The sequence below is a fragment of the uncultured Flavobacterium sp. genome (genome assembly GCF_951805225.1).
In the GTDB taxonomy this organism is placed as follows: domain Bacteria; phylum Bacteroidota; class Bacteroidia; order Flavobacteriales; family Flavobacteriaceae; genus Flavobacterium.
In genome coordinates this window covers 793,168-811,139 of record NZ_OX638201.1, presented here as the reverse complement: position 1 = coordinate 811,139, position 17,972 = coordinate 793,168, and the positions used below count along the sequence as shown (strand labels likewise).

Sequence of the window (17,972 nt, the reverse complement as noted above, 5' to 3'; positions counted from 1 at the left end):
CTATGAGTACAAACAACCTGTTTTCGCCATTTAACTTAAAAACGTTAAATCTTAAAAACCGAATCGTAATGGCGCCAATGACGCGCTCATTTTCTCCAAACGGAGTTCCAACTGACGAAGTAGCTTCTTACTACCAAAAAAGAGCCGAAGGTCAAGTTGGTTTAATACTATCTGAAGGAACTGTTATCGACAGACCTTCATCTTCAAATGATGCAAACGTTCCTCACTTTTATGGAGATGAATCTCTAAAAGGATGGAAAAAAGTTATAGAGGAAGTTCACGCTGCGGGAGGTTCAATGGGACCACAAATCTGGCATATGGGAATCATGGACAATCACCATTCAGGTTGGGTTCCGCCAGTTCCTTTTGAAGGACCATCAGGATTAAACAGACCAGATTTCAGAAATGGAATAACAATGTCTGAAAAAGATATCGAAGACACTATTATTGCTTTTGGAAAAGCTGCCGCTGATGCTAAAAGATTAGGTTTTGACACGATCGAAATTCACGGTGCACACGGTTATTTAATTGACCAGTTCTTTAGAGCCGAAACTAATTTGCGTACTGATATTTATGGTGGAAAAACACTACCTGAACGTAATCGTTTTGCAATTGAAGTCGTAAAAGAAGTGAGAAAACAAGTGGGTAACGATTTTGCTGTTATCATGAGATTCTCTCAGTTCAAACCTTCTGATTATAATTATAAATTGGCTAAAAATCCACAGGAATTAGAAGCTTGGCTTACGCCTCTTGTTGATGCCGGAGTTGATATTGTACATGCTTCACAACGCAGATTCTGGGAACCTGAATTTGAAGGTTCTGACTTGAATTTTGCAGGTTGGGCTAAAAAAGTAACAGGAGCTCCAACTATTACTGTTGGTTCTGTTGGACTTTCAAGTGATTTCTTTGGTGCATTTGCCGGAGAAAGCTCTGAACCAACTTCATTAGACGAATTAAACAGACGTTTCGACAGAGGTGACTTTGATTTAGTTGCCGTTGGAAGACCTCTTTTATCTGATCCTAATTGGGTTGCAAAAATTGAAGCTGGTAGAACAGAAGAATTAAAAGGTTTTAGCAAAGAAGCTTTAGGACAATTGATTTTAGAATAAGTTTTTTTTTTAAGGTTCAAAGTTGCAAAGGTTCAGAGGGACAGAGGTTTCTCTAATTGGGCTAAATAAAAAAGGGATGAAACATTACGTTTTCATCCCTTTTTTGTCTTTGTGTTATTCCCATTCTATCGCCATTTTTTCTCCGTAGAGGCGCACAGTAGTGCGTCTACCCAATGGATATACACAAACATGCGTTATTGTAATCTTTATAATCTTTGGGTTAAACCAAAAGATGCACTGCTGTGCATCTCTACGTTAAGATTGGGATAAATAGAAAAGGGACAAAACTTTAAAAGTTTCATCCCTTTTTTGAATATCTATAACTAACAAAATTTAGAAATTCAAGATTTTTTTGAAGGTTCAGAGGTTCAAAGGGACAAAGTTTTTCCTATGAGGCTTTCCTCTTTGGACCTTTGCCCCTTTGAACCTTTGTCCCTTTTCCTAAGAAACCTTCCTTTTTTGAAATTTATTCTGAAGCCAATTGCGTACAGGTTCATCGTAGAATTTCAAACATAAATAAGCAATTACAACACTCGAAACGAAAACTCCAATTCCGACAACGTAACCGTCTTTTAGAGGGATTTTATTTTCGAATACCCAAGCGGTGTACCAATAAATTAATGGGTAATGTATAATGTAAATTGGATATGAGATATCTCCTAAAGCTTTGCATATTTTCAGCGAAAGCGGATTCTTTATTTCCCCTCCTGCTCCAATTGCAACAATTAATGGAAACAAAAGAATAATAACAACAGATTCATATAAACCGTTCATCCATAAACTGCTTTCGTCTCCAATTCTTGGAATACTGAATATTACGATAATCATAATGCTACAAATCCAGAAAGCGCCTTTTAAGTGAATTAATTTTCCTAAACGAGAAAGTAAAATTCCGGCAAAAAACGGATATAATAAACGGGTAAAACCAATATTCATTTGTTCCAGATTTAATGACCAACCGCCAATTACGTCTCCTTTTGGTCCAAAAACGGTATAATTAATCAGCATTGCTGCGAAGATTAAAACAAAGAATCCTAAAACTTTATTAGAAAATTTACGGAAAATTAATGCGTACAGAATATTAGCAATATACTCAAAGAAAAGCGACCATGCCGGTCCGTTTAGCGGATGCATTTCGCCCCACCCTCTTATTTCTAAAGAAGGCGGAATTGGCAATAATGTAAATCCAATTACCATTGTTAAGATTACTTTCCAAACTTCCATTCCTGCAATCATTGGAAAAACTGTATCTGAAGCTTGAAAATAATAGAATATCGCTCCAATGATCATTCCCATAATTACCATGGGCTGTAGACGAATTAAACGTCTTTTGTAAAATTCCCATTGACCCATTTTTCCCCAGCGATCGTCGTACGCATAAGCGACAACAAATCCTGATAAAAGGAAAAAGAAATCAACAGCAAGATAACCGTGATTCATAATTTGTTTGAAACGGCTTCCTTCATTAAAAGTCTCCAAAATGTGGAAAATAACGACTAAAAGAGCGGCTACTCCACGTAAACCGTCCAGAATTTCATAATGTTTTTTGGGTTTAATGTCCATTGAAATTGAACTCATAAAAATATTTTTTTGTGGTTAAATGGTTAGTTTTTCTAATTGTTAATTATAAATGATTAATTGTTAATTCCGATTCTTGTGGTTTTTACACTACAATTTATAATTAATAATTGATAATTAACAATCAATAATTATTATTGGTGATTTTTAAGCCACTCTAATCTGCGTTGATCCGGTAAATGTGTTACTTTGAAATTTTCGAACTTAGCTTCAAAACCTTTTCCGTCCGGAGATGCAGCCATTAAACCTACCATAACCGGCGTGTTGTCTTGCAATGGCGCATTTCTGGTTAGAATATAATTTTTATCATCATACGAAAAGAAAACTTCAACAGCATCTAATCTTCTTACGACTTTTATCCATACAAATGGTGGTGCTTTTTCAAGTGTTGTAACACTCCAATCGCTTTTATCGTGCGTTACCACAGTGCTGATATTAAATTTTCCGTCAACAAATTCAACTCCGGTTTTAATGTAATTTTTCTCGTCAATACGAAGCATTAATCCCATTTGGTCAAAACGAGCGATATAATTACCCGTTAATTTTACTTTGGCTTCAAATTCTCCACCATAAGTTGCGTAATAAAATGGTGCATCGTCAACCGTGAAACCGTAATGCGAAATACGCCAATAATCACTATTTGCAGTAACATTCATAATCAAAGCATTGTTCTTAATTTCCCATTTTTCAGGTTCATTAAACCATTGCATTTTATTTAAGGTCTGCGCCGAAAGGTTTTGTGCTAAAAACAAAACCAAAGCACTTAGCATAATTTTTTTCATATTTTTTTGTTTTTGAACCATTAAGATATTAAGTTAATTAAGTAAAATGCTTAACTTTCTTAATAAGAAAACCAATTTTAAGTTTAGTAAACACAAAGCTTAATTAACTTAATATTTTAATGGTAAAAAAGTTTAAAAAGCAAAGCTGCAACTTTTTACAATTGCAGCTTTACAACCAACCAATTTAGAAATAATAAAAACTATTTAAGTGAGAAGCCCACTTTAGATTTTATGTCTGTAGACGATGCACCAATAATTGCTTCAAAGTCTCCAGGTTCAGCAACCCAGTCGTGTTTTTTATCATCAAAAAAGCTTAAAGCTGTTTTGTCAATTGTAAAAGTTATTGTTTTTTCTTCTCCCGCTTTAAGCGAAATTTTCTCAAAACCCTTTAATTCTTTTATCGGACGTGGCAATGATGATTTTAAATCACTTATGTAAAGCTGAGCAACCTCAGAACCTTCACGTTTTCCAGTGTTTTTAACTTTCACAGAGAACGTAATCTGATCTCCAGCCGACATTTGTTTTTTATCTGCTGTTACTTTTCCGTATTCAAAAGTAGTGTAGCTTAAACCGTGTCCAAAAGAGAATAATGGTTTTGCTTTTTGTTTATCTGCCCAACGGTATCCAACAAAAATGCTTTCTTTGTAAGTTACCTCATCTCCACCAGGAAAATCTCCTAATGCGTGTGCTCCGTTATCAGATAATTTTACAGGAAAAGTAAAAGATAATTTCCCGGAAGGGTTAACATCACCAACCAAAACAGCAGCCAAAGCATTTCCAGCTTCTGTACCTAAAAACCAACCTTGTACAATGCCCGGAACTTCCTTAACCCACGGCATAGCCACAGCGTTTCCTGAGATATTTACAAAAACTATATTTTTATTTACTTTAGTCAATTCATTAATCAACTGATCCTGACCATATGAAAGTCCTAATTGCTCACGATCAAATCCTTCAGCGTCTTGTTTATCGCTTTTGTTTGTTCCTCCAATAAAAAGAACAATATCAGCATCTTTAGCTACTTTTAAAGCTTCTGCAGTCAATTCAGCAGGAGAACGTTTGTCTTCTAAACTTACTTTTGCCACTACTCCATTATAGTTACTTGTTGGATCTCCAACATAACCACGAGCGTAAACGATTTCAGCTTGATTTCCAATTCTTTTCTTTAAACCTTCAAGCGGAGTAATTTCGTATCTTGCTTTAAGCGAAGAACTTCCTCCACCAACTGTCATCATTTTAATAGCATTTTCTCCAATAACTGCAATTTTCTTAGTTTTAGAAAGATCAATTGGCAAAATATTGTTTTTGTTTTGAAGCAATACAATTCCTTCTTCAGCAATTTTTAAACCTGCCTGAGCATGTTCAGCCGTTCCAAAAGATCCAAAAGGTCTGTTTCTATCCATTGTAGTCAAGAACGATAAACGTAAAATACGACGTACTTTTTCGTCTAATTCTTTAGTTCCAATTTCACCTTTAGCAATCATAGTCGAATATGGTTTTGCTAAATAATAGTTGTCATAAGCATTGCTTGTTCCCCAAGAAAGCCCGTTTGTCCAAGAACCAAATTCCATATCCAAACCATTGTGAATCGCTTGTTTTGTATCATGAACTCCTCCCCAATCTGAAACTACAACACCTTTGAAGCCCCATTCTCCGCGAAGAATATCATTCAATAAATACTCATTATGGCAACAATGTTGTCCTTTATATCTATTATATGCTCCCATAATTGCCCACGCATCACCTTCTTGCACAGCAGCTTTAAAAGCTGGTAAATAAATCTCGTACAAAGCACGATCATCAACAATTACGTTTACAGAGTTACGACCAGTTTCCTGATTGTTTAAAGCGAAATGTTTTACACAAGCTGCAACTCCATTTGATTGTACTCCTTTAATATAAGGAACCACCATTTTTGAAGTTAGGAAAGGATCCTCTCCCATATATTCGAAGTTACGACCGTTTAATGGGCTTCTGTAGATATTAACTCCAGGTCCTAACAATACATTTTTATTACGATATCTTGCTTCTTCGCCAATTGATTTTCCGTATAAAGAAGACAATTCTTTATTCCAAGTTGCAGAAAGTGCTGTTAAAGCCGGAAATGCAATACAAGAATCATTTGTCCAACCAGCCTGATCCCATTCGTCCCATTTAACTTCCGTTCGAATTCCGTGTGGACCATCAGTCATCCAGTTTTCAGGAATTCCCAAACGTGGTACACCAGGTGAACTAAATTTTGATTGCGCATGAATCATGGCGATTTTTTCATCGGTTGTCATTTTAGAAAGCGCATCTTCTACACGTTCATTAATTGACTTTTTATCATCTAGATAAACCGGAACTTTATTCTGTGCATTTACACCGAAAGAGCCTAGCAAAAGTAAAACAACAATTGTTTTAACGTTTTTAAACATAACTATTAATTTATTAAAGCATTTAATTATTAGTAAAGGTTGCTGTTCTCGTAAACACCTTTAATAATATTGTAAAGCTAAAACGTTATAGTTCGTGTTGAATTTTTAAACGAAAAAAAGTAGTGAAATAAAAACCCAAATAACTTATTATCAATTGTTTAATAAAAAATAATAAGCAAAAAAAGTAGTGGTTTTAAAAAAAATAATTAGATTTTTAAGGTAATTAAGCCAATTTTCATGACCATTTCTTCGAAATCATTTCTTGAAACTGCCGCTTTATTTCTTGCTCTCGTGCGATAATTGTAAATTGTGCTTAAAGAGTATCTCAAAAATGCCGCAATTTTGACACTGTCTGTAATTCCAAGTCGGATTAAAGCAAAAATACGAAGCTCTGTATTTAGCAATTCTCCTTGTTTTAAAACAATCTGTTCTTCACTAATTAGCAAAGCATTAAAATCTTTTACAAAAGTTGGATATAAATTCAGGAAGATAATGTCAAAATTCTTGTACAATTCTTCCAATTCATTATCAACTAAAGTTGTTGATTTTAGAATTTTATAAATCTCATCAAATTGTTTTGCCGTAGCTTTCTTGTTTAAAATGATGCGGTAATTCTCCAGTTTATTAATATAAGTCGAACACAAATTAAAGAAATGCGCAATATACTCTTCCTTAATATGATTCGATTCTGATAATTGTGCATTACGTTCCTGCAACTGATTATTAGTTTGAGTAATATCCTGATTTAATTCGGCAAGTTTTTGACTTGTAATAAAAAGCTCTCCACGAATTCGGGACACTTTTTTCATTTGTTTGTAAACATAAATAATCGCCACAATCAAAAATGCCGTTAAAATACTAATGCACAAAAGATACATTTGCAATTGCATTTTTCTTTTGGCTTCTCTTTCTAAATAAGCGGTATTTATAATCGAATAAACTTCAGACATTTGAAGCGTTCGAAACTGTACATTACAAAACAAAGCGTCCGCAATAGCAGATTGTGTTAGTTTGTAAGCCATATCTACATCGCCAATTTCATAAAAAACGAGCGCCAATTCCTGCAAAGATGCATTGTCTTTTATAGCGTGTTTAATATCTGAAAGTGCCGAAAGTGCGTAGTATTTTTTTCGTAATTCTAATTGATGTGTAGATTCATAAATACTTCCCAAAAGATATCCAATCATTGCATATTGTGTATCGTCTTGATTTGCGGTTTCTAATAAACGCATCAATTTTTTCTGGGCAATGCCAAATTGCATATGATGAATATGACGCTGAATCAGATTGATTTTATACTTAAGCGTCTGAGGATTTAATACCGCCAATAAAGAATCACGGTACATTGCAATTTGAGTGATGTACTTTTTCTCGTAACTATTGGCTACATAATGCTCATAAAACTCCCGATAAGATTCATAATATTCCGGAAGTACTTTTTTTGACAATTGGTTTTTATTGATCGCTTTCAGAATCGCTTCTGATTCCCGATATTTTCCTGACGAAGAATAAAGTGTTGCTAATTCAAGATTTGCCAGATCTTCCAGCTCTTTATTTTGAAGTTCATTAGCAAGTTTCAGATTTTTCTTGACATAATGAATCGCCGAATCTGAATTGAATTTTAAATATTCTGTATATAATGTCTTATTGTAATTGTACTCTTGTTCCTTAGTTAAATTATCAGATTTGATTTTCTTGAAGTTCAAAATACGCTCTTCTTTTAACTGAACATAACGTTCCTTGTTTTTTAAAGCATTGTTTAACTGTGCTAAAATAGCATCTGTACTATCCAATGAATAAACAGGCAGATTGACAAGAACGATTAACAGAAATAGAAAATATTTTTTCAAGCTAAATAAAGATATTATGAGACTTACAAATATAATAAAGTCATGGTATAAAATTAAAATATTTATAAAGTCTGATCATTTTATAAAATATTAAAAAACATAACAAAATTTTGAAATGAGAACCATTATAAAAAAGCATTTTTCAGGCAATCGTGAGAATGTTTTTATAATTTTGTTTAGACTATTCTTTTATCTAATCTAAACAATAAACACTTATGCCACACTTTGTTATTGATTGCTCTGAAAATGTTATCCGAATAAAATCTGCAGACGATATCATGCAGGAAGTTTATAATTCGGCATTATCGACAGGCCTTTTTCCTGCTTCTGAAATCAAGGTTCGTATTAATCCTTTTGCATATTATAATAATGGAAATTCCTTAGAAGATTTTATTCACGTTTTCGCATACATTATGGAAGGCCGAAATACAGATCAAAAGGTCAATTTATCAAACGCAATTGTATCAAAACTAAATGCCATTATTCCCGAAGTTCCAATTATTTCAATTAATATTAGCGACTTCGAAAAAGCGAGTTATTTTAATAAAAATATGCTGTAGTTATAATTTTATTTATTAGTGATATAAAAATAATTATATCATTAATAGTTTTGATATGACAAGACTACGAAAACCTTTGTCAAAGTTTCAAACTTTGACAAAGATCGTTGCAACTTTTAAATGAACTTATATCACTTATATGGTTTAAAATTTAAAAAAAACTAAACCGCAATTGGTGCCGCCAAACAACTCTCAGGAATATCAAATGCATTTACTAACGAAACTGCATCTGGTCGAATATCCCAACAAAGCTGATTAACGATTTTACGGATTGCTTTAGTTTTTACCGCTTCCATATATCCGTCTTCAAGATACCAAGCTTTGTTTTTTTCTAATTGCGAAAGCGCGTATAAATGATTCAGTTTTATCAATATTTCTTTTGTCTTTTGATCTTCGACTGTTTTTATTGCCAATTGAAATTGTTCCAAAACTACCCTTTCAAGATAAGCCTGAGCAACATCAATCATTTGATGCTGAACAACATTAAAAGCATCATAAGGTTCTAAACCGCCATCAACCAATTTTTTGATACGTCTTGCTGCCGAAGCTAGTATCGCTTTTTCACGATGAATAAATGCTTGCAAATGAAACTCTCCGTCAAGTAAATGTTCATCATCTGTTCTACGTGTTGCAATTGGGTTTTTCTCTGTAATTGCCGTTTTTGCATTTTCAAATACATAATTGATAATTCCAGCAGCACCCATTTCACCAAATGATTTTCTAAATTCAGACAAACGGTTTTTAGCTACCAATTGCATCAAAACGGTATTATCACCTTCAAAAGTGGTATAAATTTCGGTGTCATTTTTAAGCGCATCAATTCTATTTTCAGATAAATATCCTTTTCCGCCGCAAGCTTCGCGACATTCTTGCAGAATATCTCTTGTACTCCACGTCGAATATGATTTCATTCCCGCTGCGAGAGCTTCGATTTCCTGCATTTCTGCTTCGGTTCTGTTTAGAAAACGATTCGTAAGATATTGTAAAGCAAAATGAACGGCATAAGTTTTAGCCAAAGGCGGAATCAAACGACGTTGGTGCATTCTGTAATTTAAAATCGGAACTTCTGAACCTCCTTCCGGTCCAAACTGTCTTCTTTGATCGCTGTAGCGAATGGCAATCGTCAATCCTGATTTGGCTGCAGCCAAAGCTGAACGCGGAATTCCAATTCGTCCTCCAACCAAAGTGCCTAACATGGTAAAAAAACGTCGATTGTCACTTGGAATCGGACTTTCGAATTCGCCTTTATCATTAACAGAAGCAAAACGATCAAGCATATTTTCTTTCGGAATCACAACATTATCAAAACTTATGGTTCCGTTATCTACGCCGTTTAAACCCATTTTATGACCACAATCGCCAATCGTAACTCCTTTTAAAGTATTTCCGTTTGTATCACGAAGCGGAACCACAAATGCATTCACGCCATAATCATGATCGTCAATAATTAATTTCGCAAAAACAGTTGCCATTTGTCCGTGAACCGCAGCATTTCCAATATATTCTTTTTGTGCGTTCTTGTTTGGCGTGTGAATTACAAATGTCTGATCGCTATGATTGTAAGTTGCTGTGGTTTCTAAACCTTTTACGTTTGAACCGTGATGTGTTTCGGTCATCGCAAAACAACCCGGAATTTTTAACGTCCCAATATCTTTTAAGTATTTGGCATAATGTTTCTCGGTTCCTAAAGATTGAACGCTCATTCCCCAAAGTCCAAACTGAACACCAAATTTTATCACTAAACTTAAATCGTGGTAACTCAAGGTTTCCATAATCGCAAAATAATCGGCTATATTTTCTCCTCCGCCATATTGTTTTGGATATGCCATATTTCCCAAATTTTCTTCTGCCAGGATTTTACACCAATTGTAAACCGTTTGTCGGTAGACATTTATATCTGTTGAAGTTTCGTAAGCAAATTCAGGTTTTGAAATAATCGATTTGACTTTTTTAATAATCGCAGCTTCTTTTCCGTCCAGAAGTTCTGTTATTTTCTGAATATCAAAATCACTATTAGTTTGGGAATTTGCAGTAAAAGAACCTGCTTTAGTTTTGAAATTCTGAATTGCTTCTTCTCCCAAAACTCCCAAATCATTTTCTAGTTTTATAAAACTGGATTTCAGATCCGAAATATCTACGTCTTTTTCTGAAACTGCTTCTGCAATATCAAAAAGTGATTTTATGTCTGTTTTATTCTGAATGCTTTTTTCAATATCCAATTTCCATTGAGAGAGTTCATTTCGCGAAGGCGGATTTGAAATATCTACTTTCGAAAGAAGTTGTTGTTTTTCTTCGGGCGAAAGCCACGATAAATCATTGATAAATTTCTGAATTGTGGTAAACTCTTTTTGAGTCAGCAAATCATCTGACCACACTAAATAAAACAACGGAGTAAAGGCTTGGAGCTTGGTATTTTTCATATAAATAGTTCTTCAGTTTGTATTTTTGCCACCAATTAAAAGGATTAATTTTTGTTGCGAAAGATAGCCACGAATTCACGAATGATTGCGTTAATAGATTAAAAAAATTCGTGAATTCGTGGCTAAAAAAATCTGTTAAATCCCTTTAAACGGTGGCATAATTTTTTACACATTTAAATGCATAAAAAACAGGACTGAAAATACTCAATCCTGTTTACATATCCTGTTAAGATTCTGGTAATTTTAATTAAAAAGAAAAAAATGTTGCCACGAATTTCACGAATGAACACGAATTTTCCCTTTAATCTGGCGATTAAAATGCATTAGAAAAGCAATTTCTAATTCGCGAAAATTCGTGAAATTCGTGGCAAAAAAATATAAAAAAACAGGAATAAAATTAATCATTCCTGCTTTGAATATCCTAAAGGTTCTGGTAATTTAACTTCTAAACCAATAAAAAATATAAACAACCTTTCGTTATTTTAGAGCCTTTGGATATTGTAATATTCTTTGCTTAATAGCAAAAATGTGATGTGAATTAAAAACTAATACTGCAAGAAAAACGATTCCGTATGCCAGAATCTGTATTGGTCCAAATTGTTCTTTATATAAGAACATTGCTAATAGAAAAGCAATCATTGGATTAATATTTAAAAGCATTCCAACTGTTGATGAATTAATTCCCGAAAGAGCGTATAAATTAAGGAACAATGGAAAGATTGTAAACAAAATTGCGATGGTTTCGATACAGAAATAAAACTTAAATTCTGTTGGAACCGGACCGCTATAAGCCGGATAAAATGGCACTAAAAATAAAGCTGCCATTGTAATATGGAACGTTAAAACTATAAATTTATCAAAACCTTTATTAATACGCTGACTTACTAAATATGATGCATATGTAAAACCGATTATGATGCTAAAAAACATATCCATAATGTTGGCATACGATAAAAGTAAACATCCTGAAATGCTTAATCCTACAGCCATCCATTGCGTTTTGCTTAGTTTTTCATGCAAAATAAAATACGCTAATAATGTCGTTAAAATTGGGCAAACTAAATACGCCAAAGAAGTTGCTTTTACGCTAACATGATTCATTACATAAATGAATGTGAACCAGTTTGCCATTAGAAAAACGCTTCCGCCGATGTTTAGTAAAACAGTTTTCTTCTTCTCTGCTTTCGTAAATCCTTTGAAGGTTTCGATGGCTTCTTTGACTTTTTTTCGTCTGAATGTAAAAGCAATCAGCAACATTAGAATACTACAACTAAAGACACGATAAAATAAAATATCTAAAGAGGCATAATCGTGTATTGGTTTTAAAACCAAACTAAAAAATCCCCAGATTACAAAACATGTAATCGCTGCTATGTAGTATTTTGTTGTTTTCACGGAAAGCTTTTTTTAAGTGATTTTCTGATAAAACAAATTTCTAAAAAATAAAATAGCAATACAGATACAGTTTTTGTAAATTGCACCATAACAGTTTTTATTTTACGATGAAAAATTCAAATTACTTATATCTTCAGTTTGCTGACAGAATCGAAAAACAGATTAAATCCGGTGTTTTAAATGTTGGCGACAAATTGCCGTCAATACGCGAAGTTTGTGCCGAAACCGGTTACAGCATGAGCACGGTTAGTAAGGCTTATTATGAAGTCGAAAGCCGTTCTTTGATCGAATCAAGACCGCAATCTGGTTATTATGTAAGTAATACTTCGGCCAGAATAATTACTGAACCTTCGCCAAGCAGCCCAATTTTGAGATGTCAAAACGTTGACAGACAAGATTTAATCGATCAGGTTTATGGTAATATGACGGATCAGAATATTACAATGCTTTCGCTGGGATTTCCGTCTAATGAATTGCTGCCAATCGCCAAATTAAACAAAGGAATGGTTCAGGCAATGCGACAACTCCCAAATAGTGGAACGAGTTATGAGGAGGTAAAAGGTAATCCGAATTTAAGGCGAGAAATTGCCCGATGGTCATTTACTTGGGGCGGGTCTCTAACGGAGGAAGATATTATAACAATGCCGGGATGCACGAGCGCAATTTCGCATTGTTTGATGACGCTGACTAAACCGGGAGATACTATTATTACTGAAAGTCCGGCGTATTTCGGGATTTTACAATTGGCTAAATCGCTTGGTTTGTACATCATGGAATTGCCTACAAATATGACAACGGGAATTGAACTTGATGCGTTGAAAAAAGCGCTTTCGTCTAAGAAAGTGAAGCTTTGTTTATTGATGAGCAATTTTAGTAATCCGTCTGGAAGTATGATGCCAAATGAGCATAAAATCGAAGTTGTCAGATTAATGGAATTTTACAATATTCCTTTAATCGAAGATGATATTCACGGCGATTTGTACTTTGGCTCAAGCCGACCAACGAATTGTAAAACGTATGACGAAAGCGGAATCGTACTTTGCTGTAGTTCGGTTTCTAAAACTCTGGCTCCGGGATATCGTGTGGGGTGGGTTTCGCCGGGGAAATTTAAAAAGGAGATATTAAGAAACAAAATATATCACACGCTCTCCTCGCCTACTATTACGCATCAGGTTGTGGGAGATTTTCTTAAAAACGGGCGTTATGAAAACCATCTTAGAAAAATACGCACAATCCTGAATCAGAATTGTAATAATTATATCAATACAGTTTTGGAATCTTTCCCGACTGGAACAAAAGTAAGTCAGCCTCAAGGTGGATTTTTTCTTTGGCTTGAACTTGATAAAAGCTTTGATACGGCGGGATTTTATCATTTGGCAATGAAACATAATATTAGTATTGCGCCCGGAAGGATTTTCTCTTTGCAAGATCAGTTTTCTAATTGCATGCGATTGAGTTTTGGTTTGCCGTGGACAAATGAATTGCGTCAATCAATACAAACGCTGGGAAGATTAGCGGGGAAATAACGTTCATTATAACTTTGGATTTTTTGCACGCAGATTTTAAAAGGATTTAAACCGATTTATGCAGATTATTATCTCAAAATAAATCTGCTATAAACTGCGTGAAACACAATATTGTCATTTCGACGGAGGAGAAATCGCACTAGAAATTCTGCAAAGAAAATCGTCAATCTTTGTCGAGTTACGCGTGTGATTTCTCCTCCGTCGAAATGACAAAACTTTGCGAGCTTAATTTAACGGCATTCAATTTCGTCAAAATAACCCCAAAACATTATAAAAAACAAAAGACAACACCTATAAAGATGTTGTCTCACTAACAAATTAAAACCAATATTAATTTATAAAACGAAGTAAGCGTCGTTTTCCGCTTTTTTAGGCTCTGGTTTCAGATTAAATTCTTTGATGATATCAAATTCGCTTTGAAACTCGTTTAGCATTTGCATTAAGTTTTTTTCAATTGTATTCGAAATCGCTGTAACTGGCGTATCTGTTGGTCTGTTTTCGAAAGGATCTTGCAAATGAATTGCCATTCTTTCGATCAAAAAGAAAGTTCCTCCAATCATTGTAATCAACGGAACTGCAAACCAGCTCAACAAACTAATCAAACCAAAAGGCAATAAAAGAATGAATAAATACAATGTCATTCTGATATACAAGCTATAAGTCGTTGGAAAAATCGTGTTTTTAATACGCTCACATTTTCCCATTGCGTCACATAATCTTGTCAAAGTACCGTCAATTTCTACTTGCTGATACATATTAAGACGTTTGTCTTTTTTGGCAATTCTTAAATCTCTTGCATGAAGCAACAATATCGCATTTGGAATATTTTGGTGATTTTTTACAAAATTCAATTCTTCCTCGCTAACAAATTCTTTGATAGGTTTTATGGCGTCTTTATTTCGTAAAGCTTGCCCAAGACTATAACACCACGCAATTTGTCTCTTCGTGAAATTCTCTTTAAACTCATTTGCTTCTACAGAAAAATCAGGGTCTTTATAAAAAGTCAGCATTTGTCTTACCAAAGTTCTGGATTCGTTTACAATTGAACCCCAAATAATCCTTGCTTCCCACCATCTGTCATATGCCTGATTTGATTTGAAAGCTAATAATAAAGAGATAATTGTACCTACCATTGTTGGAACCGCGATTGGAATTTCGACTGCTACGTTGATGAAATAATGGTGAAAAATTTCAAACAAAATCGTATAAGTCATAACCAAGGCTAACTCTAACTTGATTTTTCCCAGTACATATCGCATTGGTATTCTTTTCTTTAATAACATATTTTCCGTTTTTTAATTAAAACTATATTTTAAAAGAAGATTCAGTTTTAAACCAACTCTTCGTATAATGAAAGCACCGGAAGTCCGAGTTTTTCATTAATATTTTCTTTTTTTGTTTTCTTAAATTTGATTTTCTCGCCTTTGCGTGTTTCTACTAACAAGTCGATGTCGTATTTAGAAATTGCTTCGGATAAATAAGGGGCGAAATTTTCGTAATTATCATCAAAATTGGCTGTTTGACTTACAATTTCATAAGAGAAATTTTCATTCAGAAATTGTTGAACATCCTTAACGTGCATATTTGCATTTCCGTTTTCGATATAAAGTGCTTTATTGAAATCGTTTTTAGCCTGTTCAAGTCCTAAATGTAAAATTGGACATTTTTGGTTTCCGGCTAATTGAATCAAATATTGATGAATACGTTTTGTTTCTTGTTTATAAGAATGTGTCAGAATTACCAATTTTACAGAGAAAACCTCGATTATGCGTTTAAAAATTGGTGACGAAAGTCCGTATTGATTGTGTACTTTAATTTTGCAGTTTGGCGTGTGCTCAATAATATATCTGCAAGTTTCCAGAACTTCTTCCTGACTTGTAGTAAGTCCAGTTCTCATTTCGCGTAAAAAATGCGAAGACGAAAAAGCGTCCGGAGTTTCAGAAACCATCATTAAAATGATTTCACAGTTTGATTCTTTTGCTTGGTTAACTGCAGATTTTACAGCACAAATAGTATCATCTTTTAAAGTGGTTGGTATAAGAAAATTTTTCATATGTATAATCTTTTAGTTTATACATACAAAATAACTCCACGCAAATTAGAAGGGTCTTAATCTAATATTAGATTTTCCTAAGATTCAACATTAGAATTTTTAATGTTGTTTTTCTTGATGTTTAATTTATTGAAGACAATCGTAACAATTGTACCTTTATTTTGTTCTGATTGTACCTGAATTTCACCGTCATGCATGCGGATAATTTTTGAAGCCAAAGGAAGTCCTAAACCATAACCGATATATTTGGCAGCAATTTTTCCTCGAAAGAAAGGTTCATACAAATGCGGAATATCTTCTGGCGGAATTCCGATTCCGATATCATTGATCGAAATTTTGATCCATTCCTGATTAGCAGAAAGCGTAACGAAAACTTCATTATTATCCGAATATTTAACTCCGTTCGTAATAATATTGTTTATCGCCAATTCCAGAAGCGGTTTATTACAAGGAATTAAAAACAAATTAGAATCTTTTGGTGCAAAATTAAGCTTGATACTCACGCGATTATCCGGATAAATTTTATCCAAATCCGATTTTACATCCATTAATAATTCGTCAATTCTCGCAATATCCAAGACTTGTTTCTTTCCATCATAACCCGTTTGAGTAAGTTTTAGCAAACTTTCGGTTAAGTTTCCTAATCTCGAAGCCTGATTGTAAATATTCTCTAAAGATTGAATGTATTCCGGAACTTCTCTTTCTTTCAAAAGCATAATTTCCGACTCGGCGATAATCGTTGTTATTGGCGTTTTTAATTCATGAGAAGCATTATTGATAAAATTCGCCTGAATCTCAAAAGAGGTTTCCAAACGATCCAACATATCATTAAAAGTCTCTGTAAGATCTGATATTTCGTCTGAGTTTTTGACTTCCGGTAATCTGTTGTGTAAGTTTGAAGCACTAATTCTATTAACTTCTCTGGTAATTCTTGCAACAGGATTAATAACACGTTTGGCTAGAAAACGCCCTAAAAAGAAGGCCAGAAACACAAATCCTATTCCTCCAAAAAGCATAATTTTTACGATATAAATTGTCGTTGTTGGACCTCGACGATCACGCGCGCCTACAATTACAATATATCGCTGATTATTCTCTGTAAAAACTTGTCCTAAATAATACTTATTATTTACTTCATAATAATCTTCACCGGTTTTTAGAATATTGGTATAAAACTCATTCGGAAGATTCAGTTTTGTATTATAATCAAAACTATTGGCGCTGTTTATTTTCAACACAAATTCTTCTTCCTCAATAAGTTCCTCTAATCCGTTTTTCTTCAGATTTTTGTAATACTTTATTTTTTCAGGATCTTTTTGAAAATGAATTGAAGCCACAATTTTAGCTCTGTCTTCCAGTCGTTTTAAGAAATGATAGCGATTATTTTCGCGAAACAAAACAAAAACGATGATACACAATAATAGTGTACTAAAGGTCGAAAGTGCTACATATGTAAAAGTTATTTTTTTTCTTACATCCATTTTATGGCTTTAAAATATAACCTAAACCTTTCATGGTATGAATAAGTTTAGTCGAATAAGGCTTATCTATTTTCTTTCTTAAATACGTAATATAAACGTCGACAACATTGGTATTCATGTCAAAATTAATATCCCAAACATTGTCCAAAATCTGATCGCGAGACACAATTCTACCCGTGTTTTTAGCCAAATAATACAGTAATTTGAACTCTTTTGCGGTTAAAATAATCGATTCTCCGTCTCTTTTTACAGATTTGGCTTTTCCGTTTATTTCTAAATCGCTGATTACAATAGTATCAACTTTTTCGGTATCCTGATTTGCTCTTCTGTTTAAGGCATTTACTCTTGCATCAAGTTCTCCAAATTTAAATGGTTTTACCAAATAATCATCGGCACCGGCATTTAATCCCGTTACGATATTCTCTGAAGTTCCAAGCGCTGTTAAAAGCAAAACGGGAACAAAATTCTTGCTGGCACGCAATCTTCTACAAATTTCGATTCCGTTGATATCCGGTAACATTACGTCGAGAATTACAACATCAAAATTGTAATTATGAATCATTTCAAGAGCTGTTTTACCATCAAGAGCAACGCTTACTTCATTGTTGTTTTCGGCAAAACCTTTTCGTAAAATCGACAAAAGATTTGGTTCATCTTCGACTATAAGTAATTTCATCTTAATTTGTGTATGGTTAACAAAAATAAGAATTGAGTTTAAAATAAGCCTCAGAATATTTTAATAATTATGATTTAATTGTGAAGCGTGCAACTTTTGTGTCTTAAAAAAAAGTGTCAACAATA

The 17,972-nt window shown here is 33.8% G+C and carries 13 protein-coding genes; 3 read left to right on the top strand and 10 right to left on the bottom strand.

Annotated features, from left to right (window positions below):
* Positions 1-2 precede the first annotated feature (2 nt).
* The gene (locus WN975_RS03550; RefSeq protein ID WP_337965245.1) at positions 3-1,109 is read left to right on the top strand and encodes an NADH:flavin oxidoreductase; all 1,107 of its coding nucleotides are present in this window, start codon (positions 3-5) and stop codon (positions 1,107-1,109) included.
* 441 nt (positions 1,110-1,550) lie between these two features.
* Here the strand turns inward: WN975_RS03550 and WN975_RS03545 are convergent, their stop codons facing one another.
* The 4 genes from WN975_RS03545 to WN975_RS03530 all read right to left on the bottom strand — a co-directional run bounded on the left by WN975_RS03545 (position 1,551) and on the right by WN975_RS03530 (position 7,736).
* Positions 1,551-2,687, bottom strand: a complete 1,137-nt coding sequence (locus WN975_RS03545) for an acyltransferase (RefSeq protein WP_337965244.1) — start codon at positions 2,685-2,687, stop codon at positions 1,551-1,553.
* A 134-nt stretch (positions 2,688-2,821) separates the two neighbouring features.
* Positions 2,822-3,469: a DUF1349 domain-containing protein gene (locus WN975_RS03540; RefSeq protein WP_337965243.1), complete on the bottom strand. Its 648-nt coding sequence runs from the start codon at positions 3,467-3,469 to the stop codon at positions 2,822-2,824.
* Between the two features lie 200 nt (positions 3,470-3,669).
* Positions 3,670-5,886: a glycoside hydrolase family 3 C-terminal domain-containing protein gene (locus tag WN975_RS03535; RefSeq protein WP_337965242.1), complete on the bottom strand. Its 2,217-nt coding sequence runs from the start codon at positions 5,884-5,886 to the stop codon at positions 3,670-3,672.
* Between the two features lie 206 nt (positions 5,887-6,092).
* Positions 6,093-7,736 (bottom strand): DUF6377 domain-containing protein, encoded by a 1,644-nt coding sequence (locus tag WN975_RS03530; protein WP_337965241.1) that lies wholly within the window; start codon positions 7,734-7,736, stop codon positions 6,093-6,095.
* A 215-nt stretch (positions 7,737-7,951) separates the two neighbouring features.
* On the opposite strand from WN975_RS03530, the gene WN975_RS03525 reads away from it, so the two are divergent.
* Positions 7,952-8,296 (top strand): 5-carboxymethyl-2-hydroxymuconate Delta-isomerase, encoded by a 345-nt coding sequence (locus WN975_RS03525; protein ID WP_337965240.1) that lies wholly within the window; start codon positions 7,952-7,954, stop codon positions 8,294-8,296.
* Between the two features lie 161 nt (positions 8,297-8,457).
* Here the strand turns inward: WN975_RS03525 and WN975_RS03520 are convergent, their stop codons facing one another.
* Both WN975_RS03520 and WN975_RS03515 read right to left on the bottom strand, forming a co-directional pair.
* A complete protein-coding gene (locus WN975_RS03520; protein WP_337965239.1) occupies positions 8,458-10,716 on the bottom strand; it encodes an acyl-CoA dehydrogenase in 2,259 nt (752 codons plus the stop codon).
* 477 nt (positions 10,717-11,193) lie between these two features.
* Entirely contained in the window at positions 11,194-12,111 is a 918-nt protein-coding gene (locus WN975_RS03515) for an EamA family transporter (protein WP_337965238.1), read from the bottom strand.
* Positions 12,112-12,218: 107 nt separating this feature from the next.
* Here WN975_RS03515 and WN975_RS03510 point away from each other — a divergent pair, with 107 nt between their 5' ends.
* On the top strand, positions 12,219-13,637 hold the full coding sequence (locus WN975_RS03510; RefSeq protein WP_337965237.1) for a PLP-dependent aminotransferase family protein: 1,419 nt from the start codon (positions 12,219-12,221) through the stop codon (positions 13,635-13,637).
* 335 nt (positions 13,638-13,972) lie between these two features.
* On the opposite strand, the gene WN975_RS03505 is transcribed toward WN975_RS03510, so the two are convergent.
* The 4 genes from WN975_RS03505 to WN975_RS03490 all read right to left on the bottom strand — a co-directional run bounded on the left by WN975_RS03505 (position 13,973) and on the right by WN975_RS03490 (position 17,847).
* The gene (locus WN975_RS03505; protein ID WP_337965236.1) at positions 13,973-14,920 is read right to left on the bottom strand and encodes a bestrophin family ion channel; all 948 of its coding nucleotides are present in this window, start codon (positions 14,918-14,920) and stop codon (positions 13,973-13,975) included.
* A 47-nt stretch (positions 14,921-14,967) separates the two neighbouring features.
* Entirely contained in the window at positions 14,968-15,690 is a 723-nt protein-coding gene (locus WN975_RS03500) for a hypothetical protein (protein WP_337965235.1), read from the bottom strand.
* A 77-nt stretch (positions 15,691-15,767) separates the two neighbouring features.
* Entirely contained in the window at positions 15,768-17,171 is a 1,404-nt protein-coding gene (locus tag WN975_RS03495) for a HAMP domain-containing sensor histidine kinase (RefSeq protein WP_337965234.1), read from the bottom strand.
* Between the two features lies 1 nt (position 17,172).
* Positions 17,173-17,847 (bottom strand): response regulator transcription factor, encoded by a 675-nt coding sequence (locus tag WN975_RS03490; protein ID WP_099711882.1) that lies wholly within the window; start codon positions 17,845-17,847, stop codon positions 17,173-17,175.
* Positions 17,848-17,972 lie beyond the last annotated feature (125 nt).